Origin of the sequence: Corynebacterium falsenii, from assembly GCF_020099275.1 — a bacterium.
GTDB lineage: Bacteria > Actinomycetota > Actinomycetes > Mycobacteriales > Mycobacteriaceae > Corynebacterium > Corynebacterium falsenii.
The window spans coordinates 1,459,833-1,476,937 of record NZ_CP083646.1; the positions used below are offsets into that span (position 1 = coordinate 1,459,833).

At 65.0% G+C, this 17,105-nt stretch carries 17 protein-coding genes; 13 read left to right on the forward strand and 4 right to left on the reverse strand.

Annotated elements, in window-relative coordinates; genetic code table 11:
- A complete protein-coding gene (gene glgX / locus LA343_RS06465) occupies positions 1–2,184 on the reverse strand; it encodes a glycogen debranching protein GlgX (protein WP_039910897.1) in 2,184 nt (727 codons plus the stop codon).
- 10 nt (positions 2,185–2,194) lie between these two features.
- On the reverse strand, positions 2,195–2,776 hold the full coding sequence (locus tag LA343_RS06470) for a TetR family transcriptional regulator (protein WP_052337535.1): 582 nt from the start codon (positions 2,774–2,776) through the stop codon (positions 2,195–2,197).
- 19 nt (positions 2,777–2,795) lie between these two features.
- Here LA343_RS06470 and LA343_RS06475 point away from each other — a divergent pair, with 19 nt between their 5' ends.
- Complete coding sequence (locus LA343_RS06475) at positions 2,796–3,449, forward strand: Rv0361 family membrane protein (protein ID WP_025402533.1); 654 nt, start codon at positions 2,796–2,798, stop codon at positions 3,447–3,449.
- A 10-nt stretch (positions 3,450–3,459) separates the two neighbouring features.
- Entirely contained in the window at positions 3,460–3,945 is a 486-nt protein-coding gene (locus LA343_RS06480; protein ID WP_025402534.1) for a hypothetical protein, read from the forward strand.
- A gap of 29 nt (positions 3,946–3,974) precedes the next feature.
- Here the strand turns inward: LA343_RS06480 and LA343_RS06485 are convergent, their stop codons facing one another.
- On the reverse strand, positions 3,975–5,135 hold the full coding sequence (locus tag LA343_RS06485; protein ID WP_025402535.1) for a hypothetical protein: 1,161 nt from the start codon (positions 5,133–5,135) through the stop codon (positions 3,975–3,977).
- A 71-nt stretch (positions 5,136–5,206) separates the two neighbouring features.
- Between LA343_RS06485 and hisD the strand changes: the two genes are divergently transcribed.
- The 9 genes from hisD to hisI all read left to right on the forward strand — a co-directional run bounded on the left by hisD (position 5,207) and on the right by hisI (position 13,607).
- Positions 5,207–6,628: a histidinol dehydrogenase gene (hisD, locus tag LA343_RS06490; protein WP_052337536.1), complete on the forward strand. Its 1,422-nt coding sequence runs from the start codon at positions 5,207–5,209 to the stop codon at positions 6,626–6,628.
- Positions 6,621–7,730 (forward strand): histidinol-phosphate transaminase, encoded by a 1,110-nt coding sequence (locus LA343_RS06495; protein WP_025402537.1) that lies wholly within the window; start codon positions 6,621–6,623, stop codon positions 7,728–7,730. The genes hisD and LA343_RS06495 overlap by 8 nt, the downstream gene beginning before the upstream one ends.
- A gap of 173 nt (positions 7,731–7,903) precedes the next feature.
- The gene (gene hisB / locus LA343_RS06500; protein ID WP_025402538.1) at positions 7,904–8,524 is read left to right on the forward strand and encodes an imidazoleglycerol-phosphate dehydratase HisB; all 621 of its coding nucleotides are present in this window, start codon (positions 7,904–7,906) and stop codon (positions 8,522–8,524) included.
- Positions 8,525–9,931, forward strand: a complete 1,407-nt coding sequence (locus LA343_RS06505) for an MFS transporter (protein WP_025402539.1) — start codon at positions 8,525–8,527, stop codon at positions 9,929–9,931.
- A gap of 28 nt (positions 9,932–9,959) precedes the next feature.
- Positions 9,960–10,676 carry an imidazole glycerol phosphate synthase subunit HisH gene (gene hisH / locus LA343_RS06510; RefSeq protein ID WP_052337643.1) on the forward strand — a complete coding sequence of 239 codons (717 nt, stop codon included), beginning with the start codon at positions 9,960–9,962 and terminating at the stop codon, positions 10,674–10,676.
- Positions 10,677–10,763: 87 nt separating this feature from the next.
- Positions 10,764–11,513: a bifunctional 1-(5-phosphoribosyl)-5-((5-phosphoribosylamino)methylideneamino)imidazole-4-carboxamide isomerase/phosphoribosylanthranilate isomerase PriA gene (priA, locus tag LA343_RS06515; RefSeq protein WP_025402541.1), complete on the forward strand. Its 750-nt coding sequence runs from the start codon at positions 10,764–10,766 to the stop codon at positions 11,511–11,513.
- Complete coding sequence (locus LA343_RS06520) at positions 11,510–12,475, forward strand: inositol monophosphatase family protein (protein ID WP_025402542.1); 966 nt, start codon at positions 11,510–11,512, stop codon at positions 12,473–12,475. Before priA ends, LA343_RS06520 begins: the two co-directional genes overlap by 4 nt.
- A complete protein-coding gene (gene hisF, locus LA343_RS06525; protein ID WP_025402543.1) occupies positions 12,472–13,251 on the forward strand; it encodes an imidazole glycerol phosphate synthase subunit HisF in 780 nt (259 codons plus the stop codon). Before LA343_RS06520 ends, hisF begins: the two co-directional genes overlap by 4 nt.
- Complete coding sequence (gene hisI / locus LA343_RS06530; protein WP_025402544.1) at positions 13,248–13,607, forward strand: phosphoribosyl-AMP cyclohydrolase; 360 nt, start codon at positions 13,248–13,250, stop codon at positions 13,605–13,607. The genes hisF and hisI overlap by 4 nt, the downstream gene beginning before the upstream one ends.
- A 20-nt stretch (positions 13,608–13,627) precedes the next feature.
- Here hisI and LA343_RS06535 read toward each other — a convergent pair whose 3' ends face one another.
- Positions 13,628–14,641, reverse strand: a complete 1,014-nt coding sequence (locus LA343_RS06535) for a TIGR00730 family Rossman fold protein (protein ID WP_081737295.1) — start codon at positions 14,639–14,641, stop codon at positions 13,628–13,630.
- A gap of 87 nt (positions 14,642–14,728) precedes the next feature.
- Here LA343_RS06535 and LA343_RS06540 point away from each other — a divergent pair, with 87 nt between their 5' ends.
- Together LA343_RS06540 and LA343_RS06545 are read left to right on the forward strand one after the other, a co-directional pair.
- Positions 14,729–16,267 (forward strand): anthranilate synthase component I, encoded by a 1,539-nt coding sequence (locus LA343_RS06540; protein ID WP_025402545.1) that lies wholly within the window; start codon positions 14,729–14,731, stop codon positions 16,265–16,267.
- Between the two features lie 61 nt (positions 16,268–16,328).
- Positions 16,329–17,018, forward strand: a complete 690-nt coding sequence (locus LA343_RS06545; protein ID WP_025402546.1) for a TIGR02234 family membrane protein — start codon at positions 16,329–16,331, stop codon at positions 17,016–17,018.
- Positions 17,019–17,105 lie beyond the last annotated feature (87 nt).

The window sequence follows — 17,105 nt, forward strand, 5'->3', positions numbered from 1 at the left end:
CTAATCTGACAGCGGGCGCTGCATCACGATCACCGAGCGAGCCGGCACCTCAATCTCCTCGCCGGGCGCCAGCTCGCGGCGCTCCTCGGGCACGCCCTTCGGCACGGACGTGTCGATGACCACCGTCCAGCTATCCTCCTCAGACGGCTCCACGTGCATCACGTTGTGTCGGCGCGGCATCGTGAACGTCAGCGCTTCGTGGTAGGCGTTGAAGCACAGGATGAACGAGTCATCCTCGATCGGGCGGCCGTGCAGATCCGGCTCCACGATGCCCTGGCCGTTGAGGTGAACCATCAACGAGCGGCCGAAATCGAAGTTCCAGTCCTCGTCGGTCATGAGCTTCGCGTCGTGGGTCAGCCAGGCGATGTCGCGCTTGGCCACGTCCTCGCCCAGGGGGCCACCGGCGAGGAAGCGACGGCGGCGGAACACCGGGTGGTTTTGGCGCAGCTCGATGAGGCGGCGGGTGAAGGCCTGCAGATCCTCGTCCGCGTTCTCCCAGTCGATCCACGAGATCTCGTTGTCCTGGCAGTACACGTTGTTGTTGCCGTGCTGGGTGCGGCCGAGCTCATCGCCGTGGGAAATCATCGGCGTGCCCTGCGACAGCAGCAGCGTGGTGAGGAAATTCCGGCGCTGCTGGGCGCGCAGGCGCAGCACGTCCTCATCGTCTGTGTCGCCTTCCACGCCGCAGTTCCACGAGCGGTTGTGGCTCTCGCCGTCGCGGTTGTCCTCGCCGTTGGCTTCGTTGTGCTTTTCGTTGTAGCTCACCAAATCGGTGAGAGTGAACCCGTCGTGGGCAGTGATGAAGTTAATCGACGCCGCTGGCCGGCGACCCGCATAGAGGTCCGATGATCCGGTGAGCCGGGAGGCGAATTCCCCCAGGGTTGAGGGTTCGCCGCGCCAGAAGTCGCGCACCGTGTCCCGGTATTTTCCGTTCCACTCGTTCCACAGGTCGGGGAAGTTGCCTACCTGGTAGCCACCCTCGCCGACATCCCACGGCTCGGCGATGAGCTTGACCTGAGAGACCGTGGGGTCCTGCTGCACAAGGTCGAAGAAGGCCGAGAGGCGATCGACGTCGTGGAACTCGCGGGCCAGGGTGGAGGCCAAGTCGAAGCGGAACCCGTCGACGTGCATTTCCTCCACCCAGTAGCGCAGCGAATCCATGATGAGCTGCAGCGTGTGCGGGTGGCGGACGTTAAGGGAGTTACCGGTGCCGGTGTAGTCCATGTAATGGGCGGCGTCCTTATCGACCAGCCGGTAGTAGGCGGCGTTATCGATACCGCGGAAGCTCAAGGTGGGGCCCATGTGGTTGCCCTCGGCGGTGTGGTTGTAGACCACGTCGAGGATGATCTCGATGCCGGCATCGTGGTAGCTGCGCACCATCTGCTTGAACTCGGCGACTGCACCCTCGGCGCTCTGGGATGCCGCGTAATCGCGGTGGGGAGCGAAGAAGCCCAGGGTGTTGTAGCCCCAGTAGTTCTTCAACCCCAGCTCGCGCAGGCGATCGTCGTGGACGAACTGGTGCACGGGCATGAGCTCCACGGCCGTCACACCCAGTTCGGTGAAGTAATCGATGATCGAATGGTGGGCCAAGCCGGCGTATGTTCCGCGCAGGTGGTCGGGCACATCCGGGTGGGTCATGGTGAGGCCCTTGACGTGGGTCTCGTAGATCACCGTCTTGTTGGCCTCGATGCGGGGGCGGCGGTCGTTCGACCAATCGAAGTAGGGGTTGATGACCACCGAGCGCATGGTGTGGGCGGCGGAGTCTTCCTGGTTGCGCTGCTCGGGGTTGTTGATGTCGTAGCTGAACAGGCTGCTATCACCATCGAACTCGCCGTCGAAGGCCTTACCGTAAGGGTCCACGAGGAGCTTCGAGGCATCGCAACGCAGCCCGTTTTCCGGATCCCAGGGGCCGTGCACACGGTATCCATAGCGCTGACCAGGGGTGATGCCGGGGATGAAACCGTGCCAGATGTTGGCATCCACCTCGGTGAGGGGGATCCGGGTTTCATCACCTTCCTTATCAAACAGGCACAGTTCCACCTTCTCGGCCACGTCGGAGTGGAGGGCGAAGTTGGTTCCGTTTCCGTCGAAGGTGGCGCCCAGCGGATAGGCCTTTCCGGGCCACACGAGAAGGGGCTCACCGGGGGCCCGAAGGCCGCTCTTATCTGACAAACCAGAAGTCATAAGCGTTATCTTAACTGCTCCAACCGGCCACTATTGCGCGCACTCCCGCTAGCACCTCGTGGCGGTCGGTGCTGTCATCGGCGTCACCTGCAGGATCGGCTTCCTCGGCGGGGTTCAGCCGCTCCCGGACGGTTTGGCGCGTTTGGAGGTCCCAGGCCGAGCCGAGCACGAAGCGCACGAGCGCCTGCGCCTGGTGGTGCCCACCCTCGCAGAGGTGGGCGAGCTCGGCGACCACGTCGCGGTCCATCGTCTCGGAGGCCAGCGCCGCCACCATGATCTCGGCGCCGTCGCGCACGCTGGTGATGGCGGTGAGTAGCGCGGCGCAATACTCCTCAGCCCCGGCAACGCCGGCAGCATTGGCCGCCCCGGCCGCGCCAGTTACGCCAGCAGTCACGCTGGGCACCTGCTCCATCATCACCTGCGCCACCCCGCCGAGCAGCGCCTGCTTGTTGGGGAAATGCCAGTACAGCGCGCCCGGCGCCACGCTCAGCGATGTGGCCAAGCGCCGCATGGTCAGGTCCGCCAGGCCGTATTCCTGAAGAATGGCCTGGGCGGCGTCGAGAATGACGGGCTTGTTTAGTTGCACACCCATAGAGGGTAGTCTGAACCACATGAGTTATCGAAAGACTTTCGCGGCTGCACTGTGCGTGTTGCCGTTTGCGCTGACGGCGTGCGGCTCGGATGGTGATTCGGGGGATTCCTCCGCATCGTCGAGCGCATCCTCGTCCACCACCACCGCTGGGCCGTCCACGCAGAAGTCCGAGACCGACAAGACCGCGTCTTCCAACGACCCGTCGAAGGATCCGCAGTCGCCCGATGCTGACGGCGCGCAGGGGCAAAAGGGTCAGCCGGGCCAGAACGATCAAGCTCAGGGCGGGGCCAACCAGGGTCAGCCGCCGGTGCCGATGTCCGGGTCTGCGTCGCAAAAAGACAAGGAAGAGATCACCAATCTCGTCTTGACCTTGGGGCAGGGCAGCAAGAACGCCGCCGAGTTCAACAATCAGCTGATCGACAACTCGTGCAAGGCCTACATCGACAGCAAGGGTGGCGAGGAAGCCGCGCGCCAGTCCGCCAACGCGGTCCAGGACGCAGGCAGTTTCAACGACATCGCCCGCGTGCCGAAGTTCACCTCCGTCGATGACATCACCGTCAATGGGGATCAGGCCACCGCTGTAGTCCATGCCGAGCAGGGTGGACAGAGTTTCTCGCAGAAGATGAACTTCACCCGCGAGGACGGCCGGTGGAAGATGTGCCCGACCGGCTAGCCGCACGTTGATGAAGAAAATCTCTCACGCTGTCGGCGACGGCGCGCTTGTTTTTGCCGTGACCCTCGTTGCCTTCACCATTGCCGCGGCCCTGTGGGGCTGGGGGTATCCGTCCACCGAAATCACGATCACCGCGTCGCTCGGCGCCGACCCGACCCCCGGCACCGAAGACGCCGGCTTCCGCGCCTTCGCAATCTTCGCCGCGTACAGCACGGGACTCGGCGCTCTGTTGGCGCTGTGGGCGTATCACACCCGCGTTCGCAGTCTCAGCATGTTGTTATGGGTGACGCTCTGCGCGGCCATCGGTGCCGTATGGTCGCTGATCTTCGGCTCGATCGTGGTGGAGCATCTTCATTCTTTCGACGCCACCATGATCCAACCCGGCCAGGTCGCCTATGTGGCCCAAACGGTGCCCTTCTCCGTGGTGCTTGTGTGCGCCCCCGCCGCTGCAGCGGTGGTCTATTGGGGGCAGGCCTGCTGGACCCAGCGGTTCTAGCTGGGTCCCAGTTCGGTCCAAGCTCGGCGCTAGCTCTCCCCGCCGCGCTGCCGTGCCATCGTCAAGATCGTCTGCGCTGCCTCCGTGCGCTGGTCATCGGCGGTAAATGCCGACCACTCGGCCACACCGCTGGCCAGCTGGGCCGCCCGGTCCACATCGCCAACCTCCAGGGCGGCCCGCGCGCCTGCCAGCCGCAGGTTGAGCATTGCGGGCGCTCCCATCGGCGCGCCCTCCATGGCCTCCAAGGTGTCGCGAATCATCTCGTTGGCCTGCCATGACTGGCCCACATCCATGAGCAGATGACCGGAGAGCTCCGTGCGCTTCAACGCCACCACGGGCGCCTGCATAGACAAGGCAAGAAGCGCGCACGCCTGCCAGTGGCTCGCCAGCTCTTGTTCCGGATCAGCACCCGGCTGGTCCGGAACCTCGGCCTGTCCCGTGGCCTGAAGGAGGCAGAAATGCCCCAGCATGTCGTGGGCCTCAAACTGGGAGACTCGCCCCGGCTGCGGCAGTTCCAGCACGCTGTTCGCCAACTCCCGGGCCTTGGTGCTGTCGCCTTTCATCCAAGCTTCCTGGGCAAACCACAAGATCCGGTCGGCCTCCTTGGGCTCCGCCCGGCCGAACCGCCGGATATAACCGGAAAACGCATTGATGAGTTCGGGCGTGGTGGCGTCGGATAAAGAAAGATTGGTGGCGACAGTGTAGGCCGTGGTCGCTGCCTGGGTGAGCTTGGCGGCCATGCGCGGCTCCAGCGAGCGCCAGTCAAGCGACGAATCCTCGCCGAGTGTCGGCGAATCCGGGTCGGGGCGGAAGTTCCGGAAGTCTTCGGCCAAGCGCGCCAGCAGTTCGGTGGGCGAGGAGAGGGTGTGGAGGCTGTCATCGTCCTGGTTGAGCGATTGATATGCCAGGTGAGCTGCGGCGATGAGAGCCACTGCGTGGTCGTCGTTGGAGCGTGCCCAGTCCTGCAGAGCCAGCAACGACTCGATGGCCTCATCGATAAGGCCGAGGTTATCGGCGGCCGCGGAACGCAGGGCGAGATACTCGCCGCGGAGCTCATCCGGGGCGTCGTGCGGGGTGGTCAACCAGAACTCTGTGGCGAATCGGGAGGCCAGCTGCCAACTGTCTTCGGTCCGCCCAGCGCGCGCCGCAGCGGTGCTGTCCTGGAGTAGTGATTCCAGCGTGCTGGCCATGGCGTAAACTCCCCGGTAGTTATTTCGACAGTTATCTCGTTATCTCGACGTTTGTTGTGAAAGGTTATCCCATGCCAGGCAAGGCTCAGACCACCGAGTTGCCGGAGTCGGTTGAGTTGTTGGATTTCTCCCGGATCGATCTCCGCGGATCCACTCCCAGTACGGCCGAGCTGCGCCATAGCCTGCCGCGAGGTGGCACGGACGTGGATGCTGTGTTGCCGACGGTGGAACCGATCGTGGAGGCCGTGCGCGAGCGCGGGGCCGCCGCGGCGGTGGAGTACGGCGAGAAGTTCGATGGCGTGGTGCCCGAATCCGTGCGCGTGCCCCAGCAGGTCATCGACGATGCGGTCGCCACGCTGGAACCCGAGGTCGTGGATGCACTCAACGAGGCGATGAGCCGCGTGCGGGCGTTCCACAGCCAGCTAGTCCCGGACGGACATGAAGTCAGCTTCGATGGGGACGGTCGCGTGTCCGAGCGTTGGATTCCCATTCAGCGCGTGGGACTGTACGTGCCCGGCGGCAAGGCCGTGTACCCCTCGAGCGTGATCATGAATGTAGTTCCGGCCCAGGAAGCGGGCGTGGAAAGCCTGGTGGTGGCCTCACCGCCGCAGGAGGGCGGCTGGCCGCACCCCACGGTGTTGGCGGCGTGCTCGCTGCTGGGAGTCACGGAAGTGTGGGCCGTGGGCGGTGCCCAGGCTGTGGCGCTTATGGCCTACGGCAGCGTGGGAAGCGAGAGCGGCCAGAGCAGCGAGGTGAGCGAGGCGCTGGAGCCGGTGGATATGATCACCGGCCCGGGCAACATCTTCGTCACCGCCGCCAAGCGCCTGTGCCGCTCCGTGGTGGGTATCGACTCGGAGGCCGGCCCGACCGAAATCGCCATCATCGCCGATGAGACTGCCAATGCCGTGGACGTGGCCTACGACCTCATCAGCCAGGCCGAGCACGACCCCATGGCCGCCTCGGTTCTCATCACCACCTCGCCGGAGTTGGCGGATCGCGTGGTGGAGGAGATGAGCGATCGCTACCGGATCACCATGAACGCCGAGCGCGTGAAGGAGGCCCTCGAAGGCCAGCAGTCGGGTGTGGTTGTGGTGGACACTATCGCCGACGCCATCAAGGCGGCCAATGCCTACGCAGCAGAGCACCTGGAAATTCACACTGCCGACGCGGCGGAGGTGGCGCAGCGCATCACCAACGCGGGCGCCATCTTCATCGGCCGGTACAGCCCCGTGCCTCTGGGCGACTACGCGGCTGGCTCGAACCACGTGCTTCCCACCAGTGGTACGGCCCGGCACTCGTCCGGCCTGTCCACACGGACGTTCCTCAAGTCCGTGCACGTGATCGAGTACGGCGAGGACGCGCTGCGGGGTATCGCACCGACCGTCATCGCCCTGTCCGAGTCCGAGAAGCTGCCCGCCCACGGCGAGGCAGTCAAGGCACGCTTTGCGGAGGAAACCAGCGAAAAGACCGGTGAGGAGACCAGCAATGACTGAACTATCCGATCTGCCATTGCGCGATGAACTGCGCGGGAAGTCCGCCTACGGCGCCCCGCAGTTGACTGTGGCTAACCAGCTCAACACCAACGAGAACCCGTATCCGCCGAGCGAGGCGATCATCAACGAGCTGGTGGAGCGCGTTCAGGAACTGGGTGCCTCGTTAAACCGCTACCCGGACCGGGATGCTGTGCAGTTGCGCACGGCCCTGGCTGAGTACATTTCCCAACAGACCGGCGTGGCCGTGACGGTGGACAACCTGTGGGCGGCCAACGGGTCCAATGAGGTACTGCAGCAGTTGCTCCAAGCCTTCGGAGGCCCCGGGCGCACGGCGTTGGGTTTCACCCCCAGCTACTCGATGCACCCGATCCTGTCTACCGGCACGCAGACGGAGTTCATCTCCGAGCCACGGTTGGAGCAGGAGCGCTTCGCCATCAACATGGACCGTGCGCTTGAAGCCATTGAAAAGCGCCAGCCGAACATCGTGTTCGTCACCACCCCGAACAACCCCACGGGCGGGGTGACCCCGCTGGAAGACATTGAGAAGATCATCCAGGCCGCGCCGGGCATCGTCATCGTGGACGAGGCCTATGCAGAGTTCTGCGATCAGCCCTCGGCGTGCACGTTGCTGCAGGACTATCCCACCAAGTTGGTGGTTTCCCGCACCATGTCCAAGGCCTTCGACTTCGCCGGTGGTCGCTTGGGCTACTTCGTTGCCGACCCCGCGTTCGTGGAGGCCGTGATGCTGGTGCGCTTGCCGTACCACCTATCGGTTCTGGCGCAGGCCTCGGCAGAGGTGGCGCTGAGGCACTCGGCCGACACTCTGGCCACCGTGGAGACACTGCGTTCGGAGCGTGATCGGGTGGTCGGTGAGCTCACCGCGATGGGCTACGACGTGATCGACTCCCAGGCGAACTTTATTTTCTTTGGACGCTTCGCCGATGCGCACACCACCTGGCAGCGCTTCCTCGACCGCGATGTGCTCATCCGGGACGTCGGAGTGCCCGGATGGCTGCGTGCCACGGTGGGCCTGCCGGAGGAAAACGATGCGTTCCTGGCGGCAGCGCGGGAACTCGTTGGGGACATCACCGAGTCTGCTTAGCTGACCTGCACGAGCTGGGGAGGGTGCGGGGCACTAGTGTTAGTAGGTGCATGCGTATCCCGGTGGCCGTCGATGCCCCGGGGTAGGCACCAAGAGAATCACCCAGCAAAGCACACCAGCAAAGCGCACCTGCAACGTACGCAGTGCATCAACGCGAAGAAAGGGAGGGCCCCATGTCACCGGAGACCAATGCGCCACAGCGCATCGGCCGCGCACAACGAACCACCAAGGAATCGGATATCTCCGTCGAGTGGAATCTCGATGGCACCGGCCAGACGGACATCTCCACGGGCCTCCCGTTCTTCGATCACATGCTGACTGCCCTGGGCTCCCACGGCTGCTTTGACCTGACGGTGCGCGCCACCGGTGACATTGATATCGACGCCCACCACACCGTGGAGGACACCGCCATCGTTCTGGGCCAGGCGCTGGCCGATGCGCTGGGGGAGAAGAAGGGCATCCGCCGCTTCGGGGATGCGTTCATCCCCATGGACGAAACCCTCGCGCACGCAGCTGTGGATGTCTCCGGCCGCCCGTACTACGTGGGCACCGGGGAACCCGAGGCCATGATCTCGGCCGTCATCGGTGGGCATTACGCCACCGTGATCAACCAGCACTTCTTCGAATCGCTGGCGCTCAACGCGAAGATCGCCCTGCACGTGCGCTGCCTCTACGGCCGCGACCCGCACCACATCACCGAAGCCGAATTTAAGGCAGTCGCCCGCGCCCTGCGGGCCGCCGTGGAGGACGATCCGCGCGTCAGCGGAATCCCTTCCACCAAGGGCGCCCTGTAAATGGCGCGCACAACCGCACTGTCATCCGAAGAACTCGAACAGATCGACTCAGTGTGGAAGGCCCCAGGCCTGAGGCCCACACTCGTGGCGGTCTTCTGCGCCTTCGGCGGTTGGGCCCTGCTGTTGCCGGTGATCCCGTTGGCGATCATCGACAACGGCGGGTCGGACGGACTGGCGGGCCTGTCCACCGGCGTGTTCATGGGTGCGACCGTGCTCACCCAAGCCTTCACCCCGCGCGTGCTGCGGGCGGTGGGCTATATGCCGGTGATGTTCGTGGCTGGGCTGTTGTTGGGCATACCCGCGATCATCTATGCGGCGGACATGTCCGCTGGCACTGTCCTCGTCGTCGCCGCTATCCGTGGCGTGGGCTTCGGTGCGGCCACGGTCACGGAGGCCGCGCTCATCGCTGAGCTCGTTCCCCCGCGGCTGGTCGGCCGCTCATCCGGCGTGTTCGGCGCGACCGTGGGCATTGCCCAATTGTTGAGTTTCCCGCTGGGTATGTGGCTCTACGGCTCGTTCAGCATGATCGTGGTGCTCCTCGTAGCGTCCGTGTACTCCGTGGTGGGCGGCATCGCGGCTCTCCAGCTGCCTCGCCCCCGCGATGAGCACGCCGAGCACGCCGAGCTCGCCGCAGAACACGGTGATGCAACGGGCGCCCATGCCGGGCACGGCACAGGTGATGATGCCGAAGCCCTCGAGCACTCCACAGAGTCCATGGACTTCACCCCGGCCCGGCCGCGAGCATCCACCTGGAAGCTCGTCACCATCCCCGGCTTCGCCATCGGAGCGGCCGCGGGCGGCTTCGCGGCGTTCTCCACCTTCCTGGCTCCCGCTGCAGCACAGCTGGACGCCAGCGCGGCCGCCACCATCTCCGGCTTCACGCTGTCCATCATCGGCGGCATGCAGATCATGACCCGCCTGTTCTCCGGGTGGTATGCCGACCGTGTCGGCGAGCCGGGCCGGCTGTATGGCATCGGCCTGCTGCTGTGTCTGCTGGGCTTGGCGGCTGCGGCGGCCACCATCACGGCTGGTTCCTCGGGCCTCACGCTCGCGTTGTGTGCTCTGGGGTCGGCAGCGCTGTTCGGCGCCGGGTTCGGTGTGGTTCAGACCGAGGCGCTGCTCATGATGTTCGACCGCCTGCCCCGTGAGGAATCCGCGAAGGCGTCTGCACTGTGGAACATGACCTTCGACTCCGGTACCGGCCTGGGCGCGGTCGTGCTGGGCTTCGTGGCTGGTGCCTTCGCGTACCAGGGCGCGTTCGTGGCTTCCGCTGCCGTGGTCACGGTGGCTCTTATCGCCGCCGGTCTGGACCGTGTCGTGGGCCGCCACCGCATTTCCGAGTACAACAATGTCCGCGAGACTCTGCGCAGCCTACGCCAGCGTTCGGGTGCGAAGAAGGACAAGTAAGATACGGCACATGAACGAGGAACAATCCATGGACACCATCTCCGAGTCCGCCTCCCAGTCTGCAGCAGAGTCTGCGGCGCAGCCCACCAGTAAGCCCACGGTGGCACTGCTGGATTATGGCAGCGGTAACGTGCGCTCGGCGCAGCGCGCGGTGGAGCGCGCCGGTGCCACCGTTGTTGTTACCAACGATCCGGCTACTGTTCTCGACGCCGACGGTCTGCTCGTCCCCGGCGTAGGTGCGTTTAGCGCCTGCATGGACCAACTCAAGCAGGTCAAGGGTGATCGCTTGATCGGCCAGCGCCTCGCGGGCGGCCGCCCCGTCCTCGGCATCTGCGTGGGCATGCAGATCCTCTTCGAGTATGGCGAGGAATTTGCCGAGGCCACGAACAACACTGTGACCGAAGGCGCAGGCGAGTGGCCGGGGACGGTGAGCCGGCTCGATGCCGACGTGCTGCCGCACATGGGGTGGAACACCATCGATGTTGCTCCGGGGTCTGTCATGTTCGCGGGCTGTAAGCCCGACGAGCGCTTTTACTTTGTGCACTCTTATGGCGTCAAAGATTGGGAGCTTGTCACGGATGGCCGCACCGAAGCGCCGTTGGTGCATTGGGCGGAACACGGTCGCTCCCGCTTCGTCGCTGCAGTGGAAAACGGACCGCTGTGGGCCACGCAGTTCCACCCGGAGAAGTCGGGAGACGCGGGTGCCCAGCTGCTCCGCAACTGGGTGGCAACCCTCCGCAGGTAAAGAAGGTGCGCCGGGCCCGGTGCCGACTTCATTTCTGAATTTATAAATTGGCCTTCCCGGCCGCTCACACAGGTTAGGATCTTTTCCATGGCTGAAATCAAGACCCCGCTGACCCTGCTCCCCGCCGTCGATGTCGCGGACGGACAGGCAGTACGCCTCGTCCAAGGCGCCGCCGGGACCGAGACCACCTACGGCTCGCCTCTCGATGCCGCCCTCGCGTGGCAAAGCGCTGGGGCAGAGTGGATCCACTTGGTTGACCTAGACGCGGCCTTCGGCCGTGGCAGCAACTTCGAGCTGCTGCGGGATGTCACCGGCCAGCTGGACGTCCAAGTGGAGCTGTCCGGCGGAATCCGCGATGATGAGTCGCTGGAGCGCGCCCTGTCCACCGGCTGCCGCCGCGTGAACATTGGTACCGCCGCTCTCGAGGATCCGGACTGGTGCAAGTCCGTCATTGAGCGCTACGGCGATCGCGTGGCCATCGGCCTGGATACCCGCGAGGTCGATGGCGAGTGGCGGCTGCGCGGCCGCGGCTGGACCGCCGACGGCGGCGAGCTGTGGGAGGTCCTGGAACGGCTCGACGCCGAAGGTGTGAGCCGCCTCGTCGTCACCGATGTGAGCCGCGACGGCATGCTCAACGGCCCCAACATCGACCTGCTGCGCGACGTCGCAGCGGCCACCTCTGCTCCCGTGGTGGCCTCGGGCGGTATCTCCAGCCTGGACGATATCCGCGCCCTCGCGGAGGTCGTTGATGAGGGCGTGGATTCCGCCATCGTGGGCAAGGCGCTGTACGCCGGGAAGTTCACCCTGGAAGAGGCCCTGGAGGTCGCACGACGATGAGCCTGCCCACCCAGCCCGGATCGAACGAACTCGATACCCGGGCTCTGCTCGCCATTGCTGAAGCGGCTGTGGACGAAGCAGAAACCACCTTCACCGCCGCGGTGGGGGCCGAACCGGAAATCATCAAGTCGCCCGGCGACTTTGCCACCGAGGCCGACCTCACCGTCGAGCGCCAACTGCGCACTTTGCTGACCCAGTACACCGGCCTGCCCGTGCACGGCGAAGAGTTCGGCACCGTGCGCCCCGGCGAGATGCCCCTCGAGCACAACCCCAGCGACAAGGATGCAGACGGCCTCGACGGCCCCCGGCGCGTGGGTCGAGCCCTCGAGGATGAAGAGATGCCGCAGACCTACTGGGTGGTCGATCCCATCGACGGCACAGCCAACTACGCGGTGGGTAACCCGTTCGCCTGCATCCTCGTGTCGCTGGTGCACCAGGGCGAAACGCAGCTGTCCGTCACCGAGATGCCCCTGCTCGGCAAGCGCATCACCGCCCGCCGGGGCCACGGCCTGTTCGTCGACGGCCACCCGTGTCGCGCGATGCCACCGTCCGATCCGGGCGTCACCCAGATCAGCTTCGGCTCGATCCTGTCCCAGCGTCGCGGCAACCTGCCCATTTCCTACCGCCAGGACATGCTCACCGAGATCGGCAAGTCCTACCCGCGCATGCGCGTCACCGGATCGGTTGGCATCGACTTGGCCTTCACCGCCGCGGGAGTCTTCGGCGGCACCGTGACGTTCAGCCCCAACCTGTGGGACAACGCTGCGGGCATCCTCGCGGTGCAGGAGAATGGCGGTATCGCCACCGACTTCGCCGGGAACCCGTGGCGGCCCGGCGTCTCCGGCCTCGTGGCCGGCGAGCCGGAGGTGCATGCCACGCTGCTGCAACACATCCAAAGCGTGCCCATCGGCACCGCAGCTCGCTCAACCCAAGAGATCATGGATCGGGGAGGAATCCGATGAGTGTGACCGTCCGAGTTATTCCCTGCCTCGACGTGGACAATGGCCGCGTGGTCAAAGGCGTGAACTTCGAAGGCCTCCGCGATGCCGGTGACCCCGTGGAGCTCGCCAAGCGCTACGACCAGGAGGGCGCCGACGAGCTGACGTTCCTCGACGTCTCTGCTTCCAAGGACGGCCGCGGCACCATGCTGGACGTGGTGCGCCGAACCGCTGATCAGGTGTTCATCCCGCTGACCGTCGGCGGGGGAGTGCGCTCCGCCGAGGACGTTGATGCTCTGCTGCGCGCGGGCGCAGACAAGGTCTCCGTCAATTCCTCCGCCGTTGCCCGCCCCGAGCTGCTGCGCGAACTTTCTCAGCGCTTCGGCGCGCAGTGCATCGTGCTCTCCGTCGATGCCCGCCGCGTGCCCGGTGGCCCGAGCGAGCAGTACCCCTCCGGCTTCGAGGTCACCACCCACGGCGGCACAAAGTCCGCCGGATTGGATGCCCTCGAATGGGCTAAGAAGGGCGAAGAGCTGGGCGTGGGGGAGATCCTGCTCAACTCCATGGATGGCGACGGCACGAAGGCCGGCTTCGACGTGGAGATGACCGAGGCATGCCGCAAGGTTGTGACCATCCCCGTCATCGCCTCCGGCGGAGCCGGAGCAGCGGAGCACTTCCCGCCCGCCGTGGCGGCTGGGGCGGATGCCGTCCTGGCGGCGTCGATCTTCCACTTTGGTGAGGTCAGCATCCCCGAGGTCAAAGACGCGATGGCCGAGGCCGGTTACGAGGTCCGCCGATGAGCAGCACCAACCCCGCTGATTACGAGCTCGACCCGGCAGTTGCCGACCGGCTCAAGCGCACCGCCGATGGCTTGGTTCCAGCGATCGTCCAGGAGGCGGGCACCGGCGAGGTGCTCATGATGGCCTGGATGGATGACCACGCGCTGGCCTACAGCCTGGCCACGCGCCAAGGCACGTATTGGTCGCGCTCTCGCGGCGAATACTGGATTAAGGGCCTGACCAGCGGCCACACCCAGCGCGTGGTCTCGCTGCGCTTGGATTGCGATGCGGACACCATCCTCATGGAGGTTGAGCAGACCGGTGCCGCATGCCACACGGGCACGCATAGCTGCTTCGATTCCGACCAGCTGCTCTAGCACTGCCGCGGCTGCCTGGCCTAGGCCCATTTCGGCAGCGGAGGCTGCCAGGCCGCAAATTCCGTGAACAGTTCCTCGGCAGTGTCCGCGACGATCAATGAGTCGCGGTCTTCGCTACGGATATAACCCTGGGTGACCATGTGGTCCAGCATTGCCAGGGTCGGTGCCCAGAACTCGCGGCCGAGCAGTGCGATCGGTTTCGTATGCTCTCCCAATTGCTGGCCGGTCCAGGCGTCGAAGAATTCGTCGAGCGTGCCTGCTCCGCCCGGGAGGCACACGAACCCGTCTGCGAGTTCACTCATCCGCTGCTTGCGCGCGTTGAGCGTGGGGACTATCTCCAGCGTGGTCAGCCCTGGGTGTGCGACCTCGCGATCCACGAGGTGCTGCGGGATCACACCCGTGGCGTGGCCACCGGCTTCGATAACCGCATCTGCCACTGCTCCCATCAGTCCCACTTTTCCGCCGCCGTAGATCAAGCGGGTGTTATTCGACGCCATCAGGGTCCCCAACTCCTGTGCCAATCGCAGGTTTGCAGGGGCCACGCCCAGACGGGCGCCCATGAACACCGCGAGGAAGCGCACGGGGTGGTGAGCCAGGGCTGGCAGGACGGCGTCGGTGAGCAGCGGGGCCAACGATCGGTTGCCCGAAAGATCGCCCGGAAGACCACCCGGAAGATCGCCTGAATGATCGGAGCCGAGGTGGCGTGGATCAACCCACGCGAGCTCCGCGATCTCAGCGGCTGCCTGCGGTGCACCGGTCAACGGCGCGGCAAAGACTACAGCTTCCACGCGGCGGTGAGCTTCATTGGCCGCCGCAGTGGTGAAGGTGCCGAGTTCGATGAGGTCATCCGTGCTGAGCGGAAGGCCCACTTCCTCGCGGACTTCTCTGACGGCCGCGTCCGCCGCGGATTCCCCTGCCTCCGGCTTACCGCCGGGGAACATGAAGGTGGAGGTCCCCTTCTTGCGCACTGTGAGGACACGGCCATGCGGATCGCGCAACACCACGGCGCTGACGCGAATGATGGGAGTAGACATAATCGTCACCCTAGACCACCGTGGTGGGCGGGGAGTTTGAGGGTGGCGTCGAGACGAAGCGAAACCTCATGAGGCAGAATAAAGGGCATGTCTGACGCGCAACTGACCAGCAGGGAAACCTTCCGACACCTCGCCGCGAATCACCGCGTGGTGCCGGTCGTGCAGAAAGTCCTCGCGGACCAGGAAACTGCACTGACTGCCTACCGGAAACTCGCCGACGGCAAGCCCGGTACGTTTCTGCTGGAATCCGCAGCTCACGGCCAATCATGGGATCGGTTCTCCATCATCGGCACGGGGGCACGGTGCGCCCTGACGGCGAAGGATTCTGCCGCGCGCTGGATCGGTGACCCGCCAGTGGACATCCCGGCGGACACCGACCCGCTCACGGCGATCCGCAACACGCTCGACAGCCTCAAGACTGCCCCGATGCCGGACCTGCCGCCGCTGACCAGTGGCCTGGTGGGCTACATGGGCTATGACATGATCCGCTACATCGAGGACATTCCCGATACGTGTGAAGACGACCTCGACATTCCGGACATGGTTCAGCTGCTCGTGGAGGACCTTGCCGTGGTCGATCACTATGAGGGGGTGATTTGGCTCATCGCGAGCGTCATCAACTGGGACAACACCGATCACCGCGTAGATGAGGCCTACGACGAAGCGGTGGAGCGCATCGGCGCGATGCTGGCCAAACTCAACGAGCCGCTGCCCACCAGCGGAGTTGCCGTGTACAACACGCCGACCCCCGAGCCGCGGCGCCAGCGGACCCTCGAGGACCACAAGAACCGTATCGAGCAGGTCAAGGAGCACGTGCGCGCCGGCGATGCCTTCCAGGTGGTGCTGTCGCAGCGTTTCGAGATGGATACGGATGTGGATGCCTTCGATGTGTACCGAATGCTGCGCGTGGCCAACCCTTCGCCGTACATGTTCCTGCTCAACGTGCCGAACGAGGACTTCACGGCCACGGATTTTCAGATCATCGGCTCTTCGCCGGAGTCCCTGGTGCAGGTGCGAGAAGGCACGGTGACGACCTACCCGATCGCCGGCTCGCGGCCGCGTGGCGACAACTTGGAGCAGGACCAGCTCTATGAAAAGGAGCTGGTCAACGACGAAAAGGAGAACTCGGAGCACCTCATGCTCGTGGACCTGGGTCGCAACGATCTGGGCCGGGTGTGCGTGCCCGGCACCGTTGCGGTGCATGATTTCCGCCACGTGGAGCGCTACAGCGCGATCATGCACCTGGTGTCTGGAGTGTCTGGCAAGTTGGCGCCTGACAAGACTGCCGTGGATGCGTTTGCGGCAACGTTCCCTGCGGGCACGCTCTCTGGCGCGCCGAAGCCGAGTGCGCTAAGCATCATCGACAAGCTCGAGGACACGCGCCGTGGCGTGTACGGCGGCACGGTGGGGTACTTCGACTTTTCGGGAAATACCGATCAGTCCATCGCTATTCGCACTGGTTTGTACAAAGGCGGTACCGTTTATGTGCAAGCCGGCGGTGGAATCGTTGCCGATTCGAACCCGGACGCGGAGGATGAGGAAACCCGGAACAAGGCGGCCGCCGTGCTCCGCGCCGTGGCGGCGGCGGAGACCCTGCGCGCTGCAACGAGCCAGTCGGAAAGCTAGCGACAGTTCAGCGTCAGTCAAGACAAGACAAGGCAAGACAGAGAAAGAAGGCGCCGAAGTCATGGCGGAACAAGCTAAGTCCGGGAACGTAGCCAAGCGGAACCGGCGGATCGCTTTGCTGCTGGTGGTGTTGTCCGCAGCAGGGCTGTGGGCATCTGGCCGCATGGTGTTTGTCACGGTGTCTGTATCCGACGACAAAGCGGGCGATTCCGTCAAGGAACTCGTCGGCTCCGTATGGGACCCCGCGGCCACGCCGTTGGCGCTGGCGATGATCGCCGCGCTCATCCTGTCCATGGCAGTGCAGCCCCTGGCCCGCCGCATCCTCGGTGTGATCATCGCGCTGCTCGCGGCGGTGGCCAGCTTCCGTGCGGTGCAGTTGCTCGTCAGCGACGTGGACCTGGGCCGCGCGCAGAGCCTGCTGGCCTCCGGTGCCGCAACGCAGAAGCAATCCAGCCCGGTCCAGATTTCCGACTGGGCGCGGGTAGTCGATGCCTCGGTGCACAACGGACCGGTGATCATTGCACTGGTGGCCGCGGCGCTGGGGCTTGTCGGCGGCATCATCCTGGTGATGCGCCCTGGTGAGGCGTCCAAGGGCCACAGTCGCTACGAGACCCCGGAGGTGCGCCGAGCGGATGCGGAAGAGGATCTCGCTAACAACCCGGATTCCTCGCGAGTGCTGTGGGACGCGCTCGATGCGGGGGTAGACCCCACTGAAGATGACGAATTTCGTAGCTCCAGCAAGCACCGTTAAGCTCATGGAGTGAGACGGTACGTGACCGCCGTAACACTGCAGCACAGCATCCTGGTGCGGGGGCAACGTACTCACCTAGTTCGATCG